General features: G+C 52.1%; 17 protein-coding genes. 11 read left to right on the top strand and 6 right to left on the bottom strand.

Annotation, left to right across the window (positions count from 1 at the left end; translation table 11 throughout):
• Positions 1-31: 31 nt before the first annotated feature.
• On the bottom strand, positions 32-1,624 hold the full coding sequence (locus UNDYM_RS01270; protein ID WP_232063664.1) for a cytochrome C: 1,593 nt from the start codon (positions 1,622-1,624) through the stop codon (positions 32-34).
• Between the two features lie 255 nt (positions 1,625-1,879).
• On the opposite strand from UNDYM_RS01270, the gene UNDYM_RS01265 reads away from it, so the two are divergent.
• The 5 genes from UNDYM_RS01265 (at position 1,880) to UNDYM_RS01245 (ending at position 6,527) form a co-directional block, all read left to right on the top strand.
• Complete coding sequence (locus UNDYM_RS01265; protein WP_162039411.1) at positions 1,880-3,388, top strand: ATP-binding protein; 1,509 nt, start codon at positions 1,880-1,882, stop codon at positions 3,386-3,388.
• Between the two features lie 8 nt (positions 3,389-3,396).
• Positions 3,397-4,107 (top strand): response regulator, encoded by a 711-nt coding sequence (locus UNDYM_RS01260; RefSeq protein WP_162039410.1) that lies wholly within the window; start codon positions 3,397-3,399, stop codon positions 4,105-4,107.
• Between the two features lie 103 nt (positions 4,108-4,210).
• Complete coding sequence (locus tag UNDYM_RS01255) at positions 4,211-5,605, top strand: ABC transporter substrate-binding protein (RefSeq protein WP_162039409.1); 1,395 nt, start codon at positions 4,211-4,213, stop codon at positions 5,603-5,605.
• Between the two features lie 116 nt (positions 5,606-5,721).
• Positions 5,722-6,120 carry a MerR family transcriptional regulator gene (locus UNDYM_RS01250; protein ID WP_232063663.1) on the top strand — a complete coding sequence of 133 codons (399 nt, stop codon included), beginning with the start codon at positions 5,722-5,724 and terminating at the stop codon, positions 6,118-6,120.
• 2 nt (positions 6,121-6,122) lie between these two features.
• The gene (locus tag UNDYM_RS01245) at positions 6,123-6,527 is read left to right on the top strand and encodes a carboxymuconolactone decarboxylase family protein (protein WP_162039408.1); all 405 of its coding nucleotides are present in this window, start codon (positions 6,123-6,125) and stop codon (positions 6,525-6,527) included.
• Here UNDYM_RS01245 and UNDYM_RS01240 read toward each other — a convergent pair.
• Both UNDYM_RS01240 and UNDYM_RS01235 read right to left on the bottom strand, forming a co-directional pair.
• On the bottom strand, positions 6,524-6,982 hold the full coding sequence (locus UNDYM_RS01240) for an Lrp/AsnC family transcriptional regulator (protein WP_162039407.1): 459 nt from the start codon (positions 6,980-6,982) through the stop codon (positions 6,524-6,526). The genes UNDYM_RS01245 and UNDYM_RS01240 overlap by 4 nt on opposite strands.
• Before the next feature lie 92 nt (positions 6,983-7,074).
• A complete protein-coding gene (locus UNDYM_RS01235) occupies positions 7,075-7,650 on the bottom strand; it encodes a DUF3455 domain-containing protein (RefSeq protein WP_162039406.1) in 576 nt (191 codons plus the stop codon).
• 260 nt (positions 7,651-7,910) lie between these two features.
• On the opposite strand from UNDYM_RS01235, the gene rlmF reads away from it, so the two are divergent.
• Together rlmF and UNDYM_RS01225 are read left to right on the top strand one after the other, a co-directional pair.
• On the top strand, positions 7,911-8,906 hold the full coding sequence (gene rlmF, locus UNDYM_RS01230; protein WP_162039405.1) for a 23S rRNA (adenine(1618)-N(6))-methyltransferase RlmF: 996 nt from the start codon (positions 7,911-7,913) through the stop codon (positions 8,904-8,906).
• 226 nt (positions 8,907-9,132) lie between these two features.
• A complete protein-coding gene (locus UNDYM_RS01225; protein ID WP_162039404.1) occupies positions 9,133-10,377 on the top strand; it encodes a nitronate monooxygenase in 1,245 nt (414 codons plus the stop codon).
• Positions 10,378-10,446: 69 nt separating this feature from the next.
• Here the strand turns inward: UNDYM_RS01225 and UNDYM_RS01220 are convergent, their stop codons facing one another.
• Complete coding sequence (locus UNDYM_RS01220) at positions 10,447-10,950, bottom strand: YHS domain-containing (seleno)protein (RefSeq protein WP_162039403.1); 504 nt, start codon at positions 10,948-10,950, stop codon at positions 10,447-10,449.
• A gap of 364 nt (positions 10,951-11,314) precedes the next feature.
• On the opposite strand from UNDYM_RS01220, the gene UNDYM_RS01215 reads away from it, so the two are divergent.
• From UNDYM_RS01215 to UNDYM_RS01205, 3 genes are all read left to right on the top strand, one after another.
• A complete protein-coding gene (locus tag UNDYM_RS01215) occupies positions 11,315-12,733 on the top strand; it encodes an ammonium transporter (RefSeq protein ID WP_162039402.1) in 1,419 nt (472 codons plus the stop codon).
• The gene (locus tag UNDYM_RS01210) at positions 12,730-13,134 is read left to right on the top strand and encodes a hypothetical protein (protein WP_162039401.1); all 405 of its coding nucleotides are present in this window, start codon (positions 12,730-12,732) and stop codon (positions 13,132-13,134) included. Before UNDYM_RS01215 ends, UNDYM_RS01210 begins: the two co-directional genes overlap by 4 nt.
• Before the next feature lie 138 nt (positions 13,135-13,272).
• On the top strand, positions 13,273-14,625 hold the full coding sequence (locus UNDYM_RS01205) for a trypsin-like peptidase domain-containing protein (RefSeq protein WP_162039400.1): 1,353 nt from the start codon (positions 13,273-13,275) through the stop codon (positions 14,623-14,625).
• A gap of 68 nt (positions 14,626-14,693) precedes the next feature.
• Here the strand turns inward: UNDYM_RS01205 and UNDYM_RS01200 are convergent, their stop codons facing one another.
• Positions 14,694-15,704, bottom strand: a complete 1,011-nt coding sequence (locus tag UNDYM_RS01200) for a DUF2804 domain-containing protein (RefSeq protein ID WP_162039399.1) — start codon at positions 15,702-15,704, stop codon at positions 14,694-14,696.
• 64 nt (positions 15,705-15,768) lie between these two features.
• A complete protein-coding gene (locus tag UNDYM_RS01195) occupies positions 15,769-16,341 on the bottom strand; it encodes a hypothetical protein (protein ID WP_162039398.1) in 573 nt (190 codons plus the stop codon).
• A 272-nt stretch (positions 16,342-16,613) separates the two neighbouring features.
• Here UNDYM_RS01195 and UNDYM_RS01190 point away from each other — a divergent pair, with 272 nt between their 5' ends.
• The gene (locus UNDYM_RS01190; protein ID WP_162039397.1) at positions 16,614-17,915 is read left to right on the top strand and encodes a hypothetical protein; all 1,302 of its coding nucleotides are present in this window, start codon (positions 16,614-16,616) and stop codon (positions 17,913-17,915) included.
• Positions 17,916-18,008 lie beyond the last annotated feature (93 nt).

Here is an 18,008-nt window from a genome sequence, read left to right as displayed (position 1 = left end):
GCCTGCTCTTTTCACTTAATCCAAACCAGTTTTACAATACTTTCAAAAACTCCGCCAGATCAATAATCTCCTGCGGCGTAAATCCTATATTGAAACGCTTGTCATAGAATTTTACGACATCCGTAATCTCCACCATGCCACCATTATGGAAGTAAGGTGAACGCGCTTCTATGGCGCGCAGGCTGGGTACCTTGAAGCGGCCTATATCTTTCCATTTTCCTGTGTTCATGGCGCTGCCGGGGTCCGTGGTTTGCACCAGCTCACCAGTCAGTTTATTCCTCAGCGTATATAAGGGCATATCAGGTGTGCGCAGGCTGGCATCTGATACGCCGGTGTTGAACAGGCGCGGCACAGAATGTGACCCCACATTGCCTACGCTATGGCAACTGGCGCAGGTTGCGCGCTGCAAGCCAACACGCAATTCATCATTGAAGCCAGCGACGCGTGTGATATTGAAAGGCTTGTTATTGAATATCTGCTCGCCTCTGGCTATCGATGCCCTGGCAATATTGATTGCCGATGGTGGCTGTGGTGGTTGCGGTGGCCTTCCTTGAACTGGCGGGTTTGGTGGCGCTGGCCTGTCCAGCCCACGCCATGCGGCAAACATGTTCATGACATTGCGGTCGAATGGCGCTCCCGTTATATAGTCACCGCCATCGAGGTCATTGATACCGAAATAAAAATTATTTTTTGCCAGCTCTGCAGGGCCACCTTTGGCGCCAAGGTCTGTCAGATTACCTGCTGCCAGACTGCTGATCTGTGCTGTGAATAAAGTTTTTTCAAAATCAACGATGCTGCGCTGCTCTGCTGCAGTCAAGCCCTGCGCTGCCTGCGCATGCCCAGTGACTGCGCTATTTGACTGGTGCAGCAAATCGAAATCGGTGGCCGAAAAACATTGTAGCGGCCGGGTATTGCGTATGCACAGACTGGACCTGGCATCGCTGAACGTTTCACGACCATCCCACATAACTGTACTCAAAAATTTGAGGTTCGTCGTTGGCATGGGACGGCGGAACAGCGACAGCTCTTTGGCGCTGGCGTAAGCATAAGGGTCATCCACTTTATCCAGTATAAATTCAGCATCAGCGGGTATTGGCAAACCTACTCTGATGAGCCCCTTGGACAACAACATGTTATATGCCAGACGTTTTTGATCTAGCGTAGTCACTTTGGCAGTCGGCGAGTTTGCTCCATCGATGAGGGCAAACACCGGGTCATTGCCATTGCTGGCAGTAAATCTCAGTTGCAAGTCGTCAGGGCGTATGCTCCAGCCCTGGCTTTCCTGATGGCAGCTGGCACAACTGCGGCCATTGCCAAAGGCTTTAAAGAAGGGATTATTCCTGTCTATGCTACCCGTCGTTGTAACTGTCAGAGCCGCTCCCTCGCCGTTTGCAATAGGCACGAGTGAAGGCGGGTCTGCAGGGGCAGGTACCGGAGCAAGGAGTACAGCCGTGCCTACCGGCGGTGCTGCTTGCGCGCTATTAACATTATTCGTTGATCCCGCCGTACTTGCATCGCCACCGCAGGCAGCCAGGCTTGCCAGCACAAGCATGGCACTGCCTATCTGTACTCTTGCCCGCGCGCCAGCCATAACATGCAAATTCGATATTCTTTGTGATTTCATTTCTAGCCCCCTTGAAGTTTCGATTTTTCTACTCAAGAAGCCCGGCATTCTCTGCGCTAAGTTCTGAGACTGGGTACAGGATGATTTCTGAATGTGAAGAAAAAATGAAGAAAACAGTTTTTTTGAAATTCCATCTGTATAGTTTTTATAAAAATATTTTTTTGTTGCGTATCGTCTTTACTTCATGATTCCTCCATAATTGGCTGGCACCATGGCAAATCAATACTATTCAATATGATCCGGGAGCCCTGAAGTATGCGTCTGACCATCGCTCGCAAGCTCGCTCTGGCCATTACGGCAATTGTGATTATCAGCATAGGCACGCTGGCCTGGGTCACCAGTCAAAACCTCAAAAGTGGTTTCATCGCCTACCTCAGCGACCTGGAAAAGCAGGACCTGGCCAGACTCAGCAATCTGCTGGCAGAAGACTATCGCCAGTATGGTAATTTTGACCGTTTCCAGGCCAACCGCCGCCCCATGCGTGATTTGCTCGACCAGATACGCAACAGGCCACGTTCCGAGAATGAAGACGACCCACCGCCACCACCCAGAAGAAGGCCGCGTGAAGACGTTGCCGACGATCCAAATGACAGGCGACCACCGCCCCCGCCTCCCAGAGGACAGGACAGACCGCCACGCGATGCACCGCCTGAGCAGAGGCCACCGATAGACCCGATGGGCTTTGGACAAAGACTGTCCCTGATAGACAAGAATGGCATCGCCCTGATAGGCCCCGGCGATGCGCCCGGTGGCAGTATCGTACCCATCATGCTGGGCAATGAGCGTATAGGCACGCTCCGGCTGGCCCCTCTGCGACAAATCTCGAACGCCAGCGCAATGGATTTTGTCAGCGTGCAAATACGTCATACCTTATGGCTGGCATTGACATTGATACTGGTGTCGCTGGCATTTTCCCTTTGGCTGGCCAGGCATTTATTGCGCCCTTTGAAATCCCTGCATCAGGTGACGGCAAAAATCTCCAAGGGGCAGCTTGATGCCAGGGCAGAAATGATCAGCCAGGATGAACTAGGTGATCTCGCCCGTGACATCAACAGCATGGCACAAAACCTGGAGAGAAACGAAGCGCAGAGAAGCAAGATGCTGGCTGATATCTCGCATGAATTGCGTACCCCGCTGACTGTCATACAGGGTGAAGTAGAAGCCCTGATGGACGGCGTACGGCACATCACGCCAGCAGCGCTGGAGTCCCTGCATGCAGAAGTTCGCCACATCAACAAGCTCGTTGATGATTTGCGTCAACTGACCCTGGCCGATGCCGGTGAACTGCACTACCAGTTCCAGCCCATGGACCTGCGCCCCATGCTGGCAGACCTGTTGCAACGCTTTGGCCTGCGCATACAGCAGGCCGGCCTGCACCTTGACAGCCAGTTGGGCGAAATGCCAGCATGGATCAATGCCGATGGCGGTCGCCTGACCCAGGTACTCAGTAATTTGCTGGAAAACAGCATACGCTATACCGATAGCGGCGGGGTTATCCTGTGTACCTTGACACGCAATGCTGCCTTGCTTGAACTCAGTATCGAAGACAGTGCGCCTGGCGTGCCGGATGCCAGCCACGCGCTGTTGTTTGACCGTCTGTACCGGGCCGACAGTGCACGCAACCGCGCCAGTGGTGGCAGCGGCCTGGGCCTGGCGATCTGCAAGGTCATTGTTGAAGCCCATGGTGGACGTATCAGTGCATCTGCCTCACAATTGGGTGGCGTGAAAATTCTCATGCAATTGCCTTTTATCAAGACACCATAAATCATCACATGGACAATAGCGCCCACATCTTCATTGTTGAAGATGACTTGAAAATCGCGGCCCTGCTGAAGGACTATCTGCTGGCGGCAGGCTACCAGGTCAGCCATGAAGCGAATGGCAGGCTGGCACTGGAACAACTGCGCCTGTCCGCACCCGACCTGATCTTGCTGGACCTGATGCTGCCAGAACTGGATGGCATCAGTATCTGCAATGAAGTACGCAAATTCAGCGAGGTGCCCATCATCATGCTGACTGCCAGGGTGGAAGAGGTAGATCGTTTGCTGGGACTGGAAACCGGGGCCGACGACTATGTGTGCAAGCCCTTCAGCCCACGTGAAGTCGTCGCACGTGTGAAGGTGCATTTGCGCCGCAGTATGGCTGGTCAGACTGGTCTGACTGGTCCGATTGTGCAGCCAGCCCCTGAACAATCACGTTTTGTTATCGATAAAGAGCAACTGCGCATACTGGTTGATGCCCAACCTCTGAACCTGACGCCGGTAGAATATCGCTTGCTGGCCGAATTCATCAGCCATCCTGAACGGGTGTTTTCACGCCAGCAATTGCTGGACTTTGCCCATGAAGACCAGCGCGACATCAATGACAGGACGGTGGATACTCACATCAAGAACATACGCAAAAAGATACAAGGAAAACTGCCAGGCAATGAATGCCTGCATTCTGTGTATGGCGTAGGTTATCGCTTCGAATTGCCTTCTTAGTACAAAAAAACGGGGCCAGGCGGCGTTTATGCAGCGCAAAAAGCCGCTTGCCCGCATGATGGAAAAGCGAGAATAATGTTTTGACTGCTTCCTTCGTTAAAACATGACTCTGCATATCGCCAGCTTAAAAAAACTCTTCCACATCGACCCGCTCAGGACGGATGCCGTATGCCATTCCTTGAGTTCACTGCTCTATCAGACCCTGTTACGCATCAACCGCTCTGGCGATCAACCTGTCGCTGAACTGGCCAGTAGCTGGACGCATTCTGCCGACTACAGCAAATGGTCATTTAATATTGGCCCTGCCTTCTTCGACGATGGCAGCCCGCTGCTGGCCTCACATGTGGTACACAGCTTTGCGCGCCACATCTGGCCTTGTTCCACATCCATCTTTGCCGGACTATTACGCGGACTGATCGTCGGCGCGTCAGAATGCAGCAAGGGTGAAATTCCGGCTGGTCTGTATGCCGATGACGTACAGGGCCGTGTCTTTATACAATTAAGGCAGCCGTATTGCCCTTTGCTGGAAATCATTGCTCATCCGGCGATGGGGATTTGTGTGCAAACCCAGGACAATCTCATGATGTGCTCTGGCCCCATGCGGGTGTGCTCTGCCAGTGACTATGAAATACAACTGGCACACAATCCAGTTTACTCAGGTCAGCGCAAGCTGCCAGAAAAAATCAACATACAACTGTATGACAAGTTTGATGACGTCTGTCTTGCCATGCAAGATGGCAGGGCGAATGCTGCCTTGCTGGAACGCAAGCATCAGTTGCGCCTGGATGTGATGCAAAACATGCATACAACCAGGCTGCGTGACCGTTGGTCAGGTATGTTAATCCTGAATGCAGCAGGCATCTTCAATGAACTGACCATGCGCAAGGATTTTCATGCTCTGGTACAAAAAGAGGCGCAGGAAAAACTGGGGGCGCTGTATCACACAGATTTTATTCCCGCAGATGTGCTGGCCGTACCCAAGGCGCCAGCCAGCAAGCTCACGCTGGAAGAATTCCGCCAGCGCTGGGCCGGGCATTTTGCCACCACCGCAGTGCGCATACTGTATGCGGCAGGACGCGGGCCGCTGACCATCGCACTCGACGCTTCCATCAGCGTTTTGCGAGCCTGTGGCATACATTGCGAACTGATACGGACCAAAAATGCCGAACAGGTTTATGACTATGTTGCACGCGGCGAATTTGATATCGTTGCCCGAGGCTGGATACAGGACTTTGATGATGCCGACGAATATGTTGGTGTCTATCAAAAACAGGCACCGCAGGAGCAAGCACAGGCAGCATACGCACGCTTTTATGCCACGGTGGCGGAATACCGGCATATCGCTGATGCAGATGCCCGTTCAGCCGCTTATGCACAAGCCCTCAAAACCCTGGATGAAGAATATCTGTGCATCACGGTCTGCCGCGATCATCACAGGATTTTTCATGACAGCAGCCTGCATTTGCAGTCACTTTGCCGCGATCCTTTCGACTTGTGAAACAGGCGTGCACTTCTGCCTGCATGGTCTGCATGCATGTACTGAACACATGGCCTGAAACACTGTAATTGCGGTATGCTTGACTTAGAGTCCACTCTAAGTTCTAAGATCATACCGTGACCAGAAAATTATTCATTTCCATAGGCGAGCTGGCTGCCCTGACCGGCTTGTCTGCACATACCCTGCGTTTCTATGAAAAAGCCGGGGTCTTGCAGGCAGCCAAACGGGCAGACAACGGCCACAGACGCTACAACAGCCAGGACGTCCTGTGGCTGGAGTTTGTGCTGCGCCTGAAGCAAACCGGCATGCCATTGGCGGACATACGTGAGTATGCGCAGCTCAGGGCAGCAGGAGAAATGAGTCTGCAACAGCGGTTGACGATGCTTGAGCTCCATCGTCAGCGCCTGGCCATCACCATGTCTGAGCTTGCAGCCAATGCCAGCGCCCTGGATGACAAAATCCGGATTTATCAAACAATGATAGTTGATAAGGCTGGCCGGAAAAAGAAAGTCTGATCATGCATCAAAACAGCAATGCATCCATCAATGAACGTTATCAGCGCGGTTGGGAAAAGCTCAGGGAAATCGATGGCGAAGCAGGAGAAAAAGTCATCGCCGCGCTGGCTGATATTGCGCCCGATTTTGCACGCTACCTGATTGAATTCCCTTTCGGGGATATTTACTCACGCCCGCAACTGGATTTGAAGTCACGCGAAATCGCCGTGCTTGCAGCACTGACGGCGCTTGGGAATGCCACACCCCAGCTCAAGGTGCATATACAGGCTGCCCTGAATGTAGCTTGTACACGCGAAGAAGTGACAGAAGTAATCATGCAGATGGCGGTATATGCCGGTTTTCCCGCGGCGCTGAATGGCTTGTTTGCAGCGAAAGAAGTATTTGCTGCGCTGGATGCTGAAGCTTAAATCGGCAGGCAGTAACTTTGCTTGACGATGTCCATGACCACAGTGGTGCGGAATTTGAGTACATTCTCATTGACGAACAGCACGGCACGGGTGAAACGTTCATAGGCTGCCATGTCCGTGGTTTGCACAATGAGCATGAAGTCAAAATCACCCGCGAGGTAAAAGCATTGCTGTACTTCAGTCAGGGCCTGCATGTCTTGCTTGAAGCTGTCGATGACATCGCCCAGGCCTTTTTTGAAAGCAACTTCAACCATCACAGTCAGAGGGTAGCCAACCGCCTGGGGGCTGACTATCGCCACCTCTGCACGAATGACGCCTTCATCCCTGAGCTTGCGTATGCGGCGCTGCACGGCAGTGGCAGACAGGCCGATGTCTGCCCCTATCAGCTCGGCTGAATGGCGGCTGTTCTTTTGCAGATAGCGCAAAATGGCAAGATCAAAACCGTCCAGTATCATCGCAATAGGGGTTCATGATGGGGACGCCTATTATGAACCCATATGGAAATCAATTGCTTACTCTGAAGCAATTAGAAACAACAAAGTGGCAATTAATTTGCCTTGAAGAAATAATAGGTGGCTTTATAAGGTGTGCGTGTTTCTGCACCTATCTGGAAATCCGAGCAACCCGTCAAAGGTGCCTTGCCACCAACAGTGACCACGCGCTGTATGCTGGTCACTTTGGAAAAGGTGCCATTCGCCGAACTTGACTTGGCTTTCAGCAACAGCCAGGGAATGGCATTGGTATCGACGCTGTCGCTCTTGGCGACTACTTCAGCGATGACCCGGCTACCATCAGCAGCTTCCCAGGTCGGGCCTTCATAGTGTTTGCCCAGTTTGGGGCTGCTAGGGTCATGGCTGGCATATAGCTCAGCTTCTGGTGCGCGGAATACCCATTCAAACTTTTTAGGTCCGGATTTATTGGCGCGGCAATCATAAATCTGCACGCCGGTAGCTGCCATCTGGAAGGCCAGTACTTCACCTGCAGGTGCTTTGAGGTTGGCTGGCACGCTAACGACCTGGGCAGCAGGTGCAACTGGGTCAGCTGTGTGTTTAACAGGCGCAGTCGAGCAGGCTGACAGGATGGCAGCAGTAGCAATACTGCCAGCGATAGCGATTTTTTTCATTTCTTATACCTTTCAATTAGAGCCGCCAAATTTTAGCAACGGTGTTTCAAAACGAATAAAACACTTACTGAATTTTACATCCTTTGTCAGGAAAACAAGCCCCTACTAAAGTATGAACAAAGCATGAGCAAAATATCAGCAGCATTGCCGAAAACCGCCTGCAGTCTGGATTTTTCTGCTCAGCAAGCCACGGGCCTTCGTGGGACAATGCGGGATTCGCCTGCAGATGAGCAGGCATCAAAGATGATGGATCAGGCCAGATGAGCAACAAGAACAAGAAGGATGCAAGAAACCGCGCTGGCAGCTCATTACTGCATGCGCGCAACCGCCATCAGGGACGCTATGATTTTGCGGCCCTGACCAAGGTTGAGCCGGCACTTGCATCTCTGCTTGTCAGCACCCCGGCTGGCGAAACCAGCATCAATTTTGCCGACCCGCTGGCAGTCAAACTGCTCAACAAGGCCTTGCTGCACAGCAGTTATGGCGTGCGTGGCTGGGATATACCCTCTGAGTATCTTTGTCCTCCAGTGCCGGGCCGGGCAGACTATCTGCATTATCTGGCTGATTTGCTGGCGGGCAGCAATCAGGGGCGCATACCCAAAGGCAAACAGGTACTGGCTCTGGATCTTGGTACGGGTGCCAGTTGCATTTATCCCCTGCTTGGTGCCAGCGAATATGGCTGGTCATTCTGTGCCAGCGACATCAATACGGCCTCGCTGGCTAATGCCCAGGCCATACTGGAACACAATCCCGGCCTGGGCCAGCAGATACAATTACGTCATCAGGCCAATGCCCTATCCCTGTTCCATGGCATTGTTGGCGATGATGAATGGTTTGATGTCAGCCTGTGCAACCCGCCTTTTCACGCCTCTGCTGAAGAAGCAAGGGCTGGCAGCCAGCGCAAGTGGGGAAACCTGAAGCAAACCGGCCAGGCAGAGCAGGCGGTACCCGTATTGAACTTTGGCGGCCAGGCTGCAGAACTCTGGTGCGAAGGCGGGGAACTGGCGTTTATCAAGAAAATGATCACTGAAAGTGCGGCTATACCCACAAAAATCTTATGGTTTTCTACCCTGGTATCAAAGTCTGCCAATTTGCCTGCAATCCATGCGGCATTGAAGCAGGTCAAGGCGCTTGATGAAAAAACCATTATCATGAGCCAGGGCAATAAAGAGAGCCGTCTGGTTGCCTGGACTTTCCTGAATGCAAGTCAACAGGCTGCCTGGGCCAAATTACGTTGGTCAAATAGCAAGAGATAAAGCCTGCGCCTGGGTATTTGCCTCCCTTACAGAATATAATCTTAGCTATAGCGGCTAGCCCTGGCTTACAATCTCGTTCGTCTGCTGGTTTGCAGCCCGGAACCAACAAGAAATTACAAGAAGTATGCAATATGTATCTGTAGAGTAAGAGTACTAAGGGTATTGAGAGAGTACTGAATATAGCGTCGCGTGATTTACTTTTGAGCAAAATGTATCAAGGATAACAATGAAACGTGTAGATGATTTCCGCCTGAAGCTGGGCAAAGATGAGCTGGTTCCTATCATGATCGGTGGCATGGGCGTCGATATTTCCACTGCTGAACTGGCTCTGGTTGCTGCACGTCTGGGCGGTATAGGCCATATCTCTGATGCCATGGTGCAGGATGTCTCTGACCGTCGTTTTGACACCAGCTTTGTCAAGGAAAAGACCAAATTCTACAAATACAATATCAACAACTCCGACAAGACTGACATCAAGTTCAATCTGGAGCAGTTGGCAGAAGCCACTCGTATGCATATAGGCAAGACCATGGAAGCCAAGCAGGGCAAGGGCATGATCTTTGTCAATTGCATGGAAAAACTGACCATGAATGGCCCGCGCGAAACCCTGAAGGTGCGCCTGGAGTCTTCACTGGATGCCGGTATCGACGGCATCACCATGAGTGCCGGCCTGCATCTGGGCTCCTTTGGCCTGATCGCCGATCACCCGCGCTTCCGCGATGCAAAACTGGGCATCATCGTTTCTTCAGTACGTGCGCTGCAGCTATTCCTGCGCAAGAATTCGCGTCTGAACCGCCTGCCCGACTACGTCATCGTTGAAGGCCCACTGGCTGGAGGACATCTGGGTTTTGGCATGGACTGGGCAGAATATGACCTGCAAACCATCATCACTGAAATCGTCCAGTACCTGAAGGCAGAAAACCTGGATATCCCGCTGATAGCCGCAGGTGGTATTTTCACAGGCAGCGATGCCGTATCCTTTTTGGAAAACGGTGCTGCCGGGGTACAGGTAGCTACCCGCTTTACCGTTACCAAAGAATGCGGCCTTCCAGACAATGTCAAACAGGAATACTTCAAGGCCAGCGAAGGCGATATCGAAGTCAATAATATCTCGCCTACCGGCTACCCCATGCGCATGCTGAAGAACACGCCAGCGATAGGCGATGGCATACGCCCCGGTTGCGAATCCTATGGCTACCTGCTCGATGGCAATGGTAACTGCGCTTACATCACTTCGTATAACCGTGAAGTGGCAGCCCATCCCGATGCCAAGAAAGTCTCGGTCATGGACAAGACTTGCCTGTGCACGCACATGCGCAACTTTAATTGCTGGACTTGTGGCCAGATGACTTACCGCCTGAAAGACACGACCCGCAAACTGCCAGATGGTACTTATGAATTGCTGAGTGCTGAACATGTATTTCGCGATTATCAATTCAGTGTTGATCACCAGATTGCCCTGCCGGTCTGATCTGACAAGCTGAAAACAAAACGCCGCTTTCGCCTTTGCGCAAAGCGGCGTTTTTATATGTACAAGCAATCAGAGTTCAGATGGTTTTTTGCCGGCGATGGTCTTCCAGTTAGTTTTTGCAAGATCGATATTGCCTGCAATATCCTTGGCCCAAATCGCACGGATCTTGGTATCGAGATTGAAGTAGAGTTTGTTATCGACTATGTCATACACATCCGGGTCAGCAACAAATTTCTTGCCTATGGAAGCACCATAAGCACAGTAGCCACCAAAGGCTGGCAGATATTTCTCTGGGTTCGCCTGGAAAGTCTTTTTGTTTTCTTCACTGGTGAACAGGTAATCAACACCATCCACAGTCGCTACATGGTGGCCTGTACCATGCGCCGGTTTTTCACTGGTAAAGAAAGTCGTAAGATCGTAGCCCCGTGCACCTATGACGCTATTGGCGACCGTATCCGCTGCGCTGATGCCCGGCACTGCTGCCATTGATAATGCGGCTATTGCTGACAAGAAGATGAATTTGATTTTGCTGACCAGGCTGCTGGAAGTGCGTGATATGGATGTGAGTGACATGGCGTGCTCCTTTAAATGGTTGAAAGCGGATTTGAGATTCGCCTTGCTCATGCGCAGCGAATGACAGGCACTTTAATTCAACTCATAAAATTAAAGAATAATCATAATATTGAATTTATTATTCCTTTAAATGGAATAATTACCATGAATTTGATTTGGCACTCTCTGCGTGCAAACTCATGCCACGCAGAAATATTTGCTTACATTTTGGTGCATGCAGGTACCCGCACTGGTATCACAAGCAATTTCTTTCCCTGATTAGTTGCGAGCAAGACCAAATTTACTGGTATCAGCCTTGGCATGAAAAATGCTGCAATGCACATGCTTGTGTGTCATTGACGATGTTTTTGAAAAGGCCAGCCTGATGAAAATACGCGTGCTCTCCAGCTTCCTGCTCCTCCTCTCTTTCAGTCTCTTGCTATGCAGCGCTACATGCAATGCACAGACAGAATCTTCCGCAACGGCATCAGCAAGTGCGGCAGTTCCAGTCCCAGTTCCAGTGACAACTGCGCCTGTAGTGACTACGGCCATCCCACCAGCCATGACCAAGCCGGGCATGATCGCCGCCGAAAAGATCAGCGCTGGCGACACCGCCTGGATGCTGACCTCGACCGCACTGGTATTACTGATGACCATACCCGGCCTGGCCCTGTTCTACACCGGCATGGTGCGCAAGAAAAATGCCCTGGGTACGATGGCGCATAGCCTGGCGACTACCTGCATTGTCACAGTCTTGTGGGTGGTGCTGGGTTACAGCCTGGTATTCACGGCAGGTTCGCCTTATCTGGGCAGCATGGACAGGTTCATGCTGCACGGCGTGAGCTTCTTGAAAGAAGCCGGGCAGCTCAGTGTGCATCAACTGGCACCGACGATACCGGAAAGCGTATTCCTGATGTTCCAGATGACGTTCGCCATCATCACCCCCGCCCTGATCACCGGTGCCTTTGCCGAGCGCATGAAGTTCTCTGCGCTGCTACTGTTCATCACGCTGTGGTCCTTGCTGGTGTATGTGCCAGTCGCGCACTGGGTGTGGGAACCGGCAGGCTGGCTAGCGGCGCGTGGCGTGCTGGATTTTGCCGGTGGTACTGTCGTGCATATCAATGCCGGTGTATCTGGCCTGGTGGCTGCTTTGATCGTCGGGCCGCGCCTGGGTTTTGGCAAGGAACCCATGCCACCGCATAATTTACTGCTGACTGCGATAGGCGCATCACTGTTATGGGTGGGCTGGTTTGGTTTCAATGCCGGCTCTGCCGGTGCGGCAGATGGCAGGGCCGGGCTGGCGATGCTGGTGACTCAAGTGGCGACTGCGATGTCGGCACTGGCCTGGATGCTGGTGGAATGGCTGCGCCGTGGCAAACCTTCAGTGCTGGGCATAGTCTCTGGCGCTGTCGCTGGTTTGGTGGCGATCACGCCCGCCTCCGGTTTTGTTGATCTGACTGGTGCACTGGCCATAGGTGCAGTGGCTGGAGTGGCATGTTACTGGGGGGCGACTTCACTCAAATCCATGGGTGGCTATGATGATTCACTGGATGTATTTGGCGTGCATGCCATAGGCGGCATCGTTGGTGCTCTGCTGACAGGTGTATTCGCGTTGAAAAGCATTGGCGGTGCTGATGGCAGCCTGGCAACCCAGGCGTTTGGTGTCATCGTCACCGTGATTTATTCGGGAGCTGTGACTGCCGTCATTTTATGGCTGGTCAAAGTGAGCATTGGCTTGCGCGTCAGCAATGAGCAGGAAAGAGAAGGACTTGATCTTGAACTTCACGGGGAGCATATCTTATGAGTACCAGCAGCCTGATACAGAATGCCATGTCAGATAATCTTGCCTTCTCCCTCATGGCAAGACTGCACGTGATTTTGCGGCGGCAAAATGGCCGCGTAACCGACATAGAATACATGCGTGTCAATCCCGGCTATTGCCGCAGCATACTGGACATGGCGCTGGAATTACCCAACCCTGATTTGCACGACATCTGCCAAAAGCTCGATGAGATTTATTTTGGTGAAGATGGCTTGTTCGTCACGCCACCACCACCAACTCCTTTACTCAACAGACTGGCAGTCAGGAAACAGCCCAGCAACAAGCTGGACGAGAGCAGCATGCCGGATATGTCCACAATACCCACGCCCGTGCTCGATCATAATGCCATGGTCGATCAAACCTATATAAGTCGCTTGCGCTAGATTTTTATCCAGTGAAATTGATAAGCCGTGCATTATGCGCGGCTGAGCGCCGTTGCCTGTCCTTATTCAGTTACAATCCTGCAGAAAAAGCTTGCTGTCCCATTGACAGACATGCAAGCCATCCATTCTGGGCAGGTAATGAAAAAAACTCTCTACGACATCCTTGCGATTGAAGCGGACGCCACGCCAGAACAGATACGTGCGGCCTACCAGCGTGCCACGGCTGAACTCGATCATGAAGGGCAGCATGACCCGAATAAAAAGGTCATCCTGCGTGAAGCCTTTGAACTGCTGCTACACCCGCAAAAAAGAGCCAGTTACGATGCCAGGCTGGCCAGACAGGCAAGCCTGCAGGCGCAATCCGCAGCAAACCAGGACAAGCCAGAAGTAACAACAGCGCCTGCACAAAAGCCTAAAAACTGGCTTGCGCCTGCGATATTGATTGCCTTGCTATTGGCGGCAGTCGCAGTATGGTGGTCGGTCAAACAAAAAGAAGCACGTAATAAACTCAAAGAAATTTCTGCCACTAGCGAAATTAGTCCAACTGTTGCGGCAAGCAGGCTACCGGCACAACAGTCAGTGTCCGGGCAAGGCAATTCCGATAGCGGCAAGAGCGCAGAAGAAATTTATGCCCTGCGTTCACCCAGCATTGCCCTGATCTCGGTGTTTTCTCCATCTGGCGTACAGGTGGCGATAGGCAGCGGCGTCATGATAGAACCGCAAGTGCTGATCACGAATTGCCATGTGGTGCGCAGCGGCGTGCAGTACCGGGCCAAAATAGGTAAGGAAGTATTGCCCGCCACTGTCATCATGGCCGATGAGGAATTTGATTTGTGTCGCCTTGGTGTACCCGGATCAAGCGCACCACCAGTCGTACTGGGCAGTACAGACAATTTGCGCACAGGACAAAAAGTATTTGCCATAGGTGCGCCACAAGGCCTGGATTTGACCATCAGCGATGGCATTATTTCTTCCTTGCGTACTCTGGCCAGCGGCAGGGTGATTCAGACTACCGCACCGATTTCTCCTGGCTCCAGCGGTGGTGGCTTGTTTGATGATGCAGGCAAACTGGTAGGCATCATGACCTTTCAGCACAAACTGGGGCAAAATCTGAATTTTGCAGTTCCCGCTGACTGGATCAATACCATGTCTTCACGCCGCGCCAGCAACCAGGGAGTGGGTGCGCTGACCATGAGCAGCATAGAGAGTCAGTCTCAGCCCTCTCCTGCCTCAGCCAGCCTGTGGGGTAGCTGGGCCTGCATGAATGTGCAGACAGGCTTTAGCATGGAAGTCTCTTTTAGCAGGAATACGCAAGTCAGTGGCAACATGAATGGCAAACGGTTTTACGGCAATTACGCATTGAATGAGAGATCGCTGACTTTTGTTGGCGATATCAGTTTATCTGCCCAGGTAGAGCAATTGGGAGAAGCGAAGATGCTCATCAATACAGACCGTGGCGGGCGGCTGGCCTGCGCCCGTACCGGTACTTAGATCGGTGCCAGTCTAAGTACTTGGGCCAGAGCCACGTCTTACCATTCATTACCATTCGCTACGACTCATTACCATTTGGAGAAATGGTCTTCCGTCACACCCACCAGTTTTTCTATCTGCCGCTTGGGTGCATCCAGACTTGCCCTGACCCAGCCGCTGAAGACACCTATGGGTTGCAGATAGCGGCTGCTGGCGATGACGAGGTTTTTATTTTCTGCACGAAAACCTTCGGGATGAAAATGCAGGTCCAGCAAACCGTCATCAGTATAAATATGCCAGTCAGCCATGGCCTGGCCGGGATCAAAGTCAAACTGTGCAGCCCCCAGTGAAATAAGTTGCCCATCCAGCCACAAGGCATTTTCGTGACTGGAAAAATACCCGGCCTGCAAATTGAAACCTATGTCCAGAGCATGTGCTGATGCCCAGCGCCAGCCAGTTTCACGCGCCAGGAACCCATTGCTATGATCATAGCTGCCGACACCTTTCTGCAAATTGAAACTGCGGCTGCCCACACGTACTTCGCCACTCAATGGCATACCCGCCGATTTGACGGTTGCATGCACAGTACCGCCCAGCACTTCACCCACTGCCAGCAAGGAAGCCGCAGCCGGTTTGGCATCCAGCATGGCATTGATACTGAATGAACCGCATTGCAATTGCAGTTCATAGCCCCCGCTGGCTGGCAGATGCTGAAAGCGTATGCGCTTACCTAGAAACCGGAAGGCGGAACTGGCACGTTCTGCTGGGTGCGCATTCAGTGTTGCGGTCAGGCCTGGCAGACCATCCTGGGAATAACTGGCAATAAGCTTGCCTGCCAGTCTGTCGAACACATAGGCAAAGGCCGTGTTGATCCAGCCCACATCAACAATCGCAATGCCGCAGAATATTTCTTCTGTCGCCAGCGCGACATAATGCCAGTGCTTGTGGTGCAAGGTTTGCCACAGCTTGCCGCGTCTGTGTGCTGCGGCCAGACTGGTCCAGTCTATGATGCTTGGTGCGCCGGCATATTTACCAAATCGCACCTGACCGTCAGGATGCAGGACTTGAGCAGGTGCAGGCGGCAGGAAGTTCGCTGGCATGTTGTCTCCATTTTATATTTTTGTACGCCAGCGATTCTGCAGCAAAGCAGTTAGAGGGTCTATTTCAAATTGCTTTCATATCCTGCGCTGCCGGGATACCCATGAGTTTCAAGCAGGCATAACCCCACAACAGCAAGCCCGCACCCAGGCAGCCATAAGGGTCCGCCGCTCCCTCAGAAAACACAAAGGGATAGGTAACGGCAAACACACTTATCACCAGCCCAAACCAGAAATGACCTGGCACTTTGAACACGCTGGCCAAAGGCAGGAAGTGCAGGCCAATGATCAGCATGGCGAATGGTGTGACCCACTCGGCCAGCCCCATATTCGCCAGCACATTTCCGCCTACCAGGATGATGACCCACTGAGCTGCATTAATAACATGGAACAGTCGCCCTGCCCTTTGCGCTGCCGGACTATTGTCGTCAGCATAAGCCTTGTATTGCCGGTGACGCTGGACTGCCAGCCCGGCCAGCGTCAACCCCACAATGGCGATGAGCAGATAAACCAGTCCTTTGCCTTGCATGGCACGCTGGTTCCATAACACCATCCAGGCGCCGCCAAAGACAGAAAAGAACATTGCCCCTTTGGCACGGGCAGAGTAGGAAGAAAATGTGGCAGCGTTGATTGCAGACATGATGAGCACTCCTTGTTGAATTGCTGCCAGTATGCCGAAAGCGAGTGTGCAATATCAGAGCAAAGTGTCAGGACTTGCCAGTGACAAATGTCATGCCTGCTAATCTGTAGCGCCAGTGGAGTGTCATAGAGCGTAATTGGAGAGCTAATGAGGTGCTCAAGCAGAATTAGCATCATCGGTGTCACTTGCATGCATAATATCGCTTTTGTAATTGCCGGCAAATTTGCTTGCAATGCGGTTCGTTCAGGCGGCCAAGGACAGGAGATTCTTCAGTGCACTTACTCATTATCATCATTGCCTTGTTAGCCCTGGCTTATTTTCTGAATCAGGCCATGCAAAAAAACAAGGCTACGCAGGACGGCAAGCCCTTGCCCGCTGCTGGCCGTGATACTGCACATCAAAGCCAGCTCGACCGTGCGGCAAGTGCGCTGGCAGTTGCCTTTATCTCGGAAGGCAAATTGTTTTACCGCGCCGCCCATGGTGAAACCAGGCAATTGCATAGTCCTTACGTGCAAGAGATGCTGGACAAGATGGAAAAACACCGGGAAAGGCATGCCTGGAAACAAGGCACCAGCTTTGGGGTTTCTGCCTCAGGTGCCTGGCGCCAGTTTGATGGCGAGGGCGCGCAGATCAATGCAACAGCCATGCAATTTGATGAGCAGGGCCGCATCCTGTATTTTTTGCAGGATGCTGGCATGGGTGGCCTGTTTTCTTATGAACTTGAGACGGGTACCGAGAAACGCATACTGCACAGGCAAAATCTGGCATTGACAGATATGCACCTGGATCAGGGTAGTGGCAAGCTGCTGGCTTCATCAATGAATAAAACCGGCATCGCCAACCTGGTCATGCTCAATCGCGAAGGTGAAGAATTCCGTGAACTGACGGGTGGCGATACGCTGGACACCAGCCCCTGCTGGATACCTGATGCAGAAAAACAGATCCTGTATCAATCTACCGGCATCGCCCGCAATCAAAGCGGCGTCACGCTGGCCTATGGCAATGCCAGCATACAGATGCTGGATATAAAAAATGGGGCTGTCACACCAGTGCTGGATGATCCACAATATGACTTCCTGCACCCACGTGTCTGCCCGCAAGGTAATCTGCATTTCATTCGTCGTCCTTATGAAGTGCCCAGATACGACACCAGCAATGCGCTGCTGGATACCTTGTTTTTCCCTTTCCGTTTATTGCGTGCGGTGTTTCATTATCTGAATTTTTTCTCCATGATGTATAGCCGCAAGCCTTTGACCAGCGCATCCGGCCCGGCATTGAATGCAGATTTGAAAGAAATCATCCTCAAGGGCAAACGTATTGATGCTGAAAAAGCCCTAAAAAAAGAGGCCATGGTCAATGGCGTGCCTTCATTGGTACCGGCTTCGTGGCAGTTAGTCAGCCGCAACCGCCAGGGCAATGAAACTGTGCTGGCGACCAATGTAGCCGCTTACGATATGCGTGCTGACGGCAGCATTGTTTATTCAAATGGACGCGGCGTATTCTTGCTGGGTAGCGGCAGGCAATCAGGCCTGATATTGAAAAGTGAGCTGATTGCAGATGTTATTTCTCAATAGAACCAGGAAAAGACCTCATAAGTTATCATACAACTTTATGCGGGCTTTTTAAGTTAAAATCGGCCTATAACAATCAATTACTCATCAGAACAA

The organism is Undibacterium sp. YM2 (assembly GCF_009937975.1).
In the GTDB taxonomy this organism is placed as follows: domain Bacteria; phylum Pseudomonadota; class Gammaproteobacteria; order Burkholderiales; family Burkholderiaceae_D; genus Undibacterium.
The sequence above is the reverse complement of the archived record's forward strand: the minus strand, read 5'-3'. Positions and strand labels throughout refer to the sequence as shown.

What these genes read in the sequence shown, in the direction of transcription:
- UNDYM_RS01200 (WP_162039399.1), bottom strand. Translation starts at nt 15,704, where the DNA reads ATGCCAGCGAACTTCCTGCCGCCTGCACCTGCTCAAGTCCTGCATCCT.
- UNDYM_RS01255 (WP_162039409.1), top strand. Translation starts at nt 4,211, where the DNA reads ATGACTCTGCATATCGCCAGCTTAAAAAAACTCTTCCACATCGACCCG.
- UNDYM_RS01205 (WP_162039400.1), top strand. Translation starts at nt 13,273, where the DNA reads ATGAAAAAAACTCTCTACGACATCCTTGCGATTGAAGCGGACGCCACG.
- UNDYM_RS01235 (WP_162039406.1), bottom strand. Translation starts at nt 7,650, where the DNA reads ATGAAAAAAATCGCTATCGCTGGCAGTATTGCTACTGCTGCCATCCTG.
- rlmF (WP_162039405.1), top strand. Translation starts at nt 7,911, where the DNA reads ATGAGCAACAAGAACAAGAAGGATGCAAGAAACCGCGCTGGCAGCTCA.
- UNDYM_RS01240 (WP_162039407.1), bottom strand. Translation starts at nt 6,982, where the DNA reads ATGATACTGGACGGTTTTGATCTTGCCATTTTGCGCTATCTGCAAAAG.
- UNDYM_RS01225 (WP_162039404.1), top strand. Translation starts at nt 9,133, where the DNA reads ATGAAACGTGTAGATGATTTCCGCCTGAAGCTGGGCAAAGATGAGCTG.
- UNDYM_RS01215 (WP_162039402.1), top strand. Translation starts at nt 11,315, where the DNA reads ATGAAAATACGCGTGCTCTCCAGCTTCCTGCTCCTCCTCTCTTTCAGT.
- UNDYM_RS01260 (WP_162039410.1), top strand. Translation starts at nt 3,397, where the DNA reads ATGGACAATAGCGCCCACATCTTCATTGTTGAAGATGACTTGAAAATC.
- UNDYM_RS01195 (WP_162039398.1), bottom strand. Translation starts at nt 16,341, where the DNA reads ATGTCTGCAATCAACGCTGCCACATTTTCTTCCTACTCTGCCCGTGCC.
- UNDYM_RS01265 (WP_162039411.1), top strand. Translation starts at nt 1,880, where the DNA reads ATGCGTCTGACCATCGCTCGCAAGCTCGCTCTGGCCATTACGGCAATT.
- UNDYM_RS01245 (WP_162039408.1), top strand. Translation starts at nt 6,123, where the DNA reads ATGCATCAAAACAGCAATGCATCCATCAATGAACGTTATCAGCGCGGT.
- UNDYM_RS01270 (WP_232063664.1), bottom strand. Translation starts at nt 1,624, where the DNA reads ATGAAATCACAAAGAATATCGAATTTGCATGTTATGGCTGGCGCGCGG.
- UNDYM_RS01210 (WP_162039401.1), top strand. Translation starts at nt 12,730, where the DNA reads ATGAGTACCAGCAGCCTGATACAGAATGCCATGTCAGATAATCTTGCC.
- UNDYM_RS01220 (WP_162039403.1), bottom strand. Translation starts at nt 10,950, where the DNA reads ATGTCACTCACATCCATATCACGCACTTCCAGCAGCCTGGTCAGCAAA.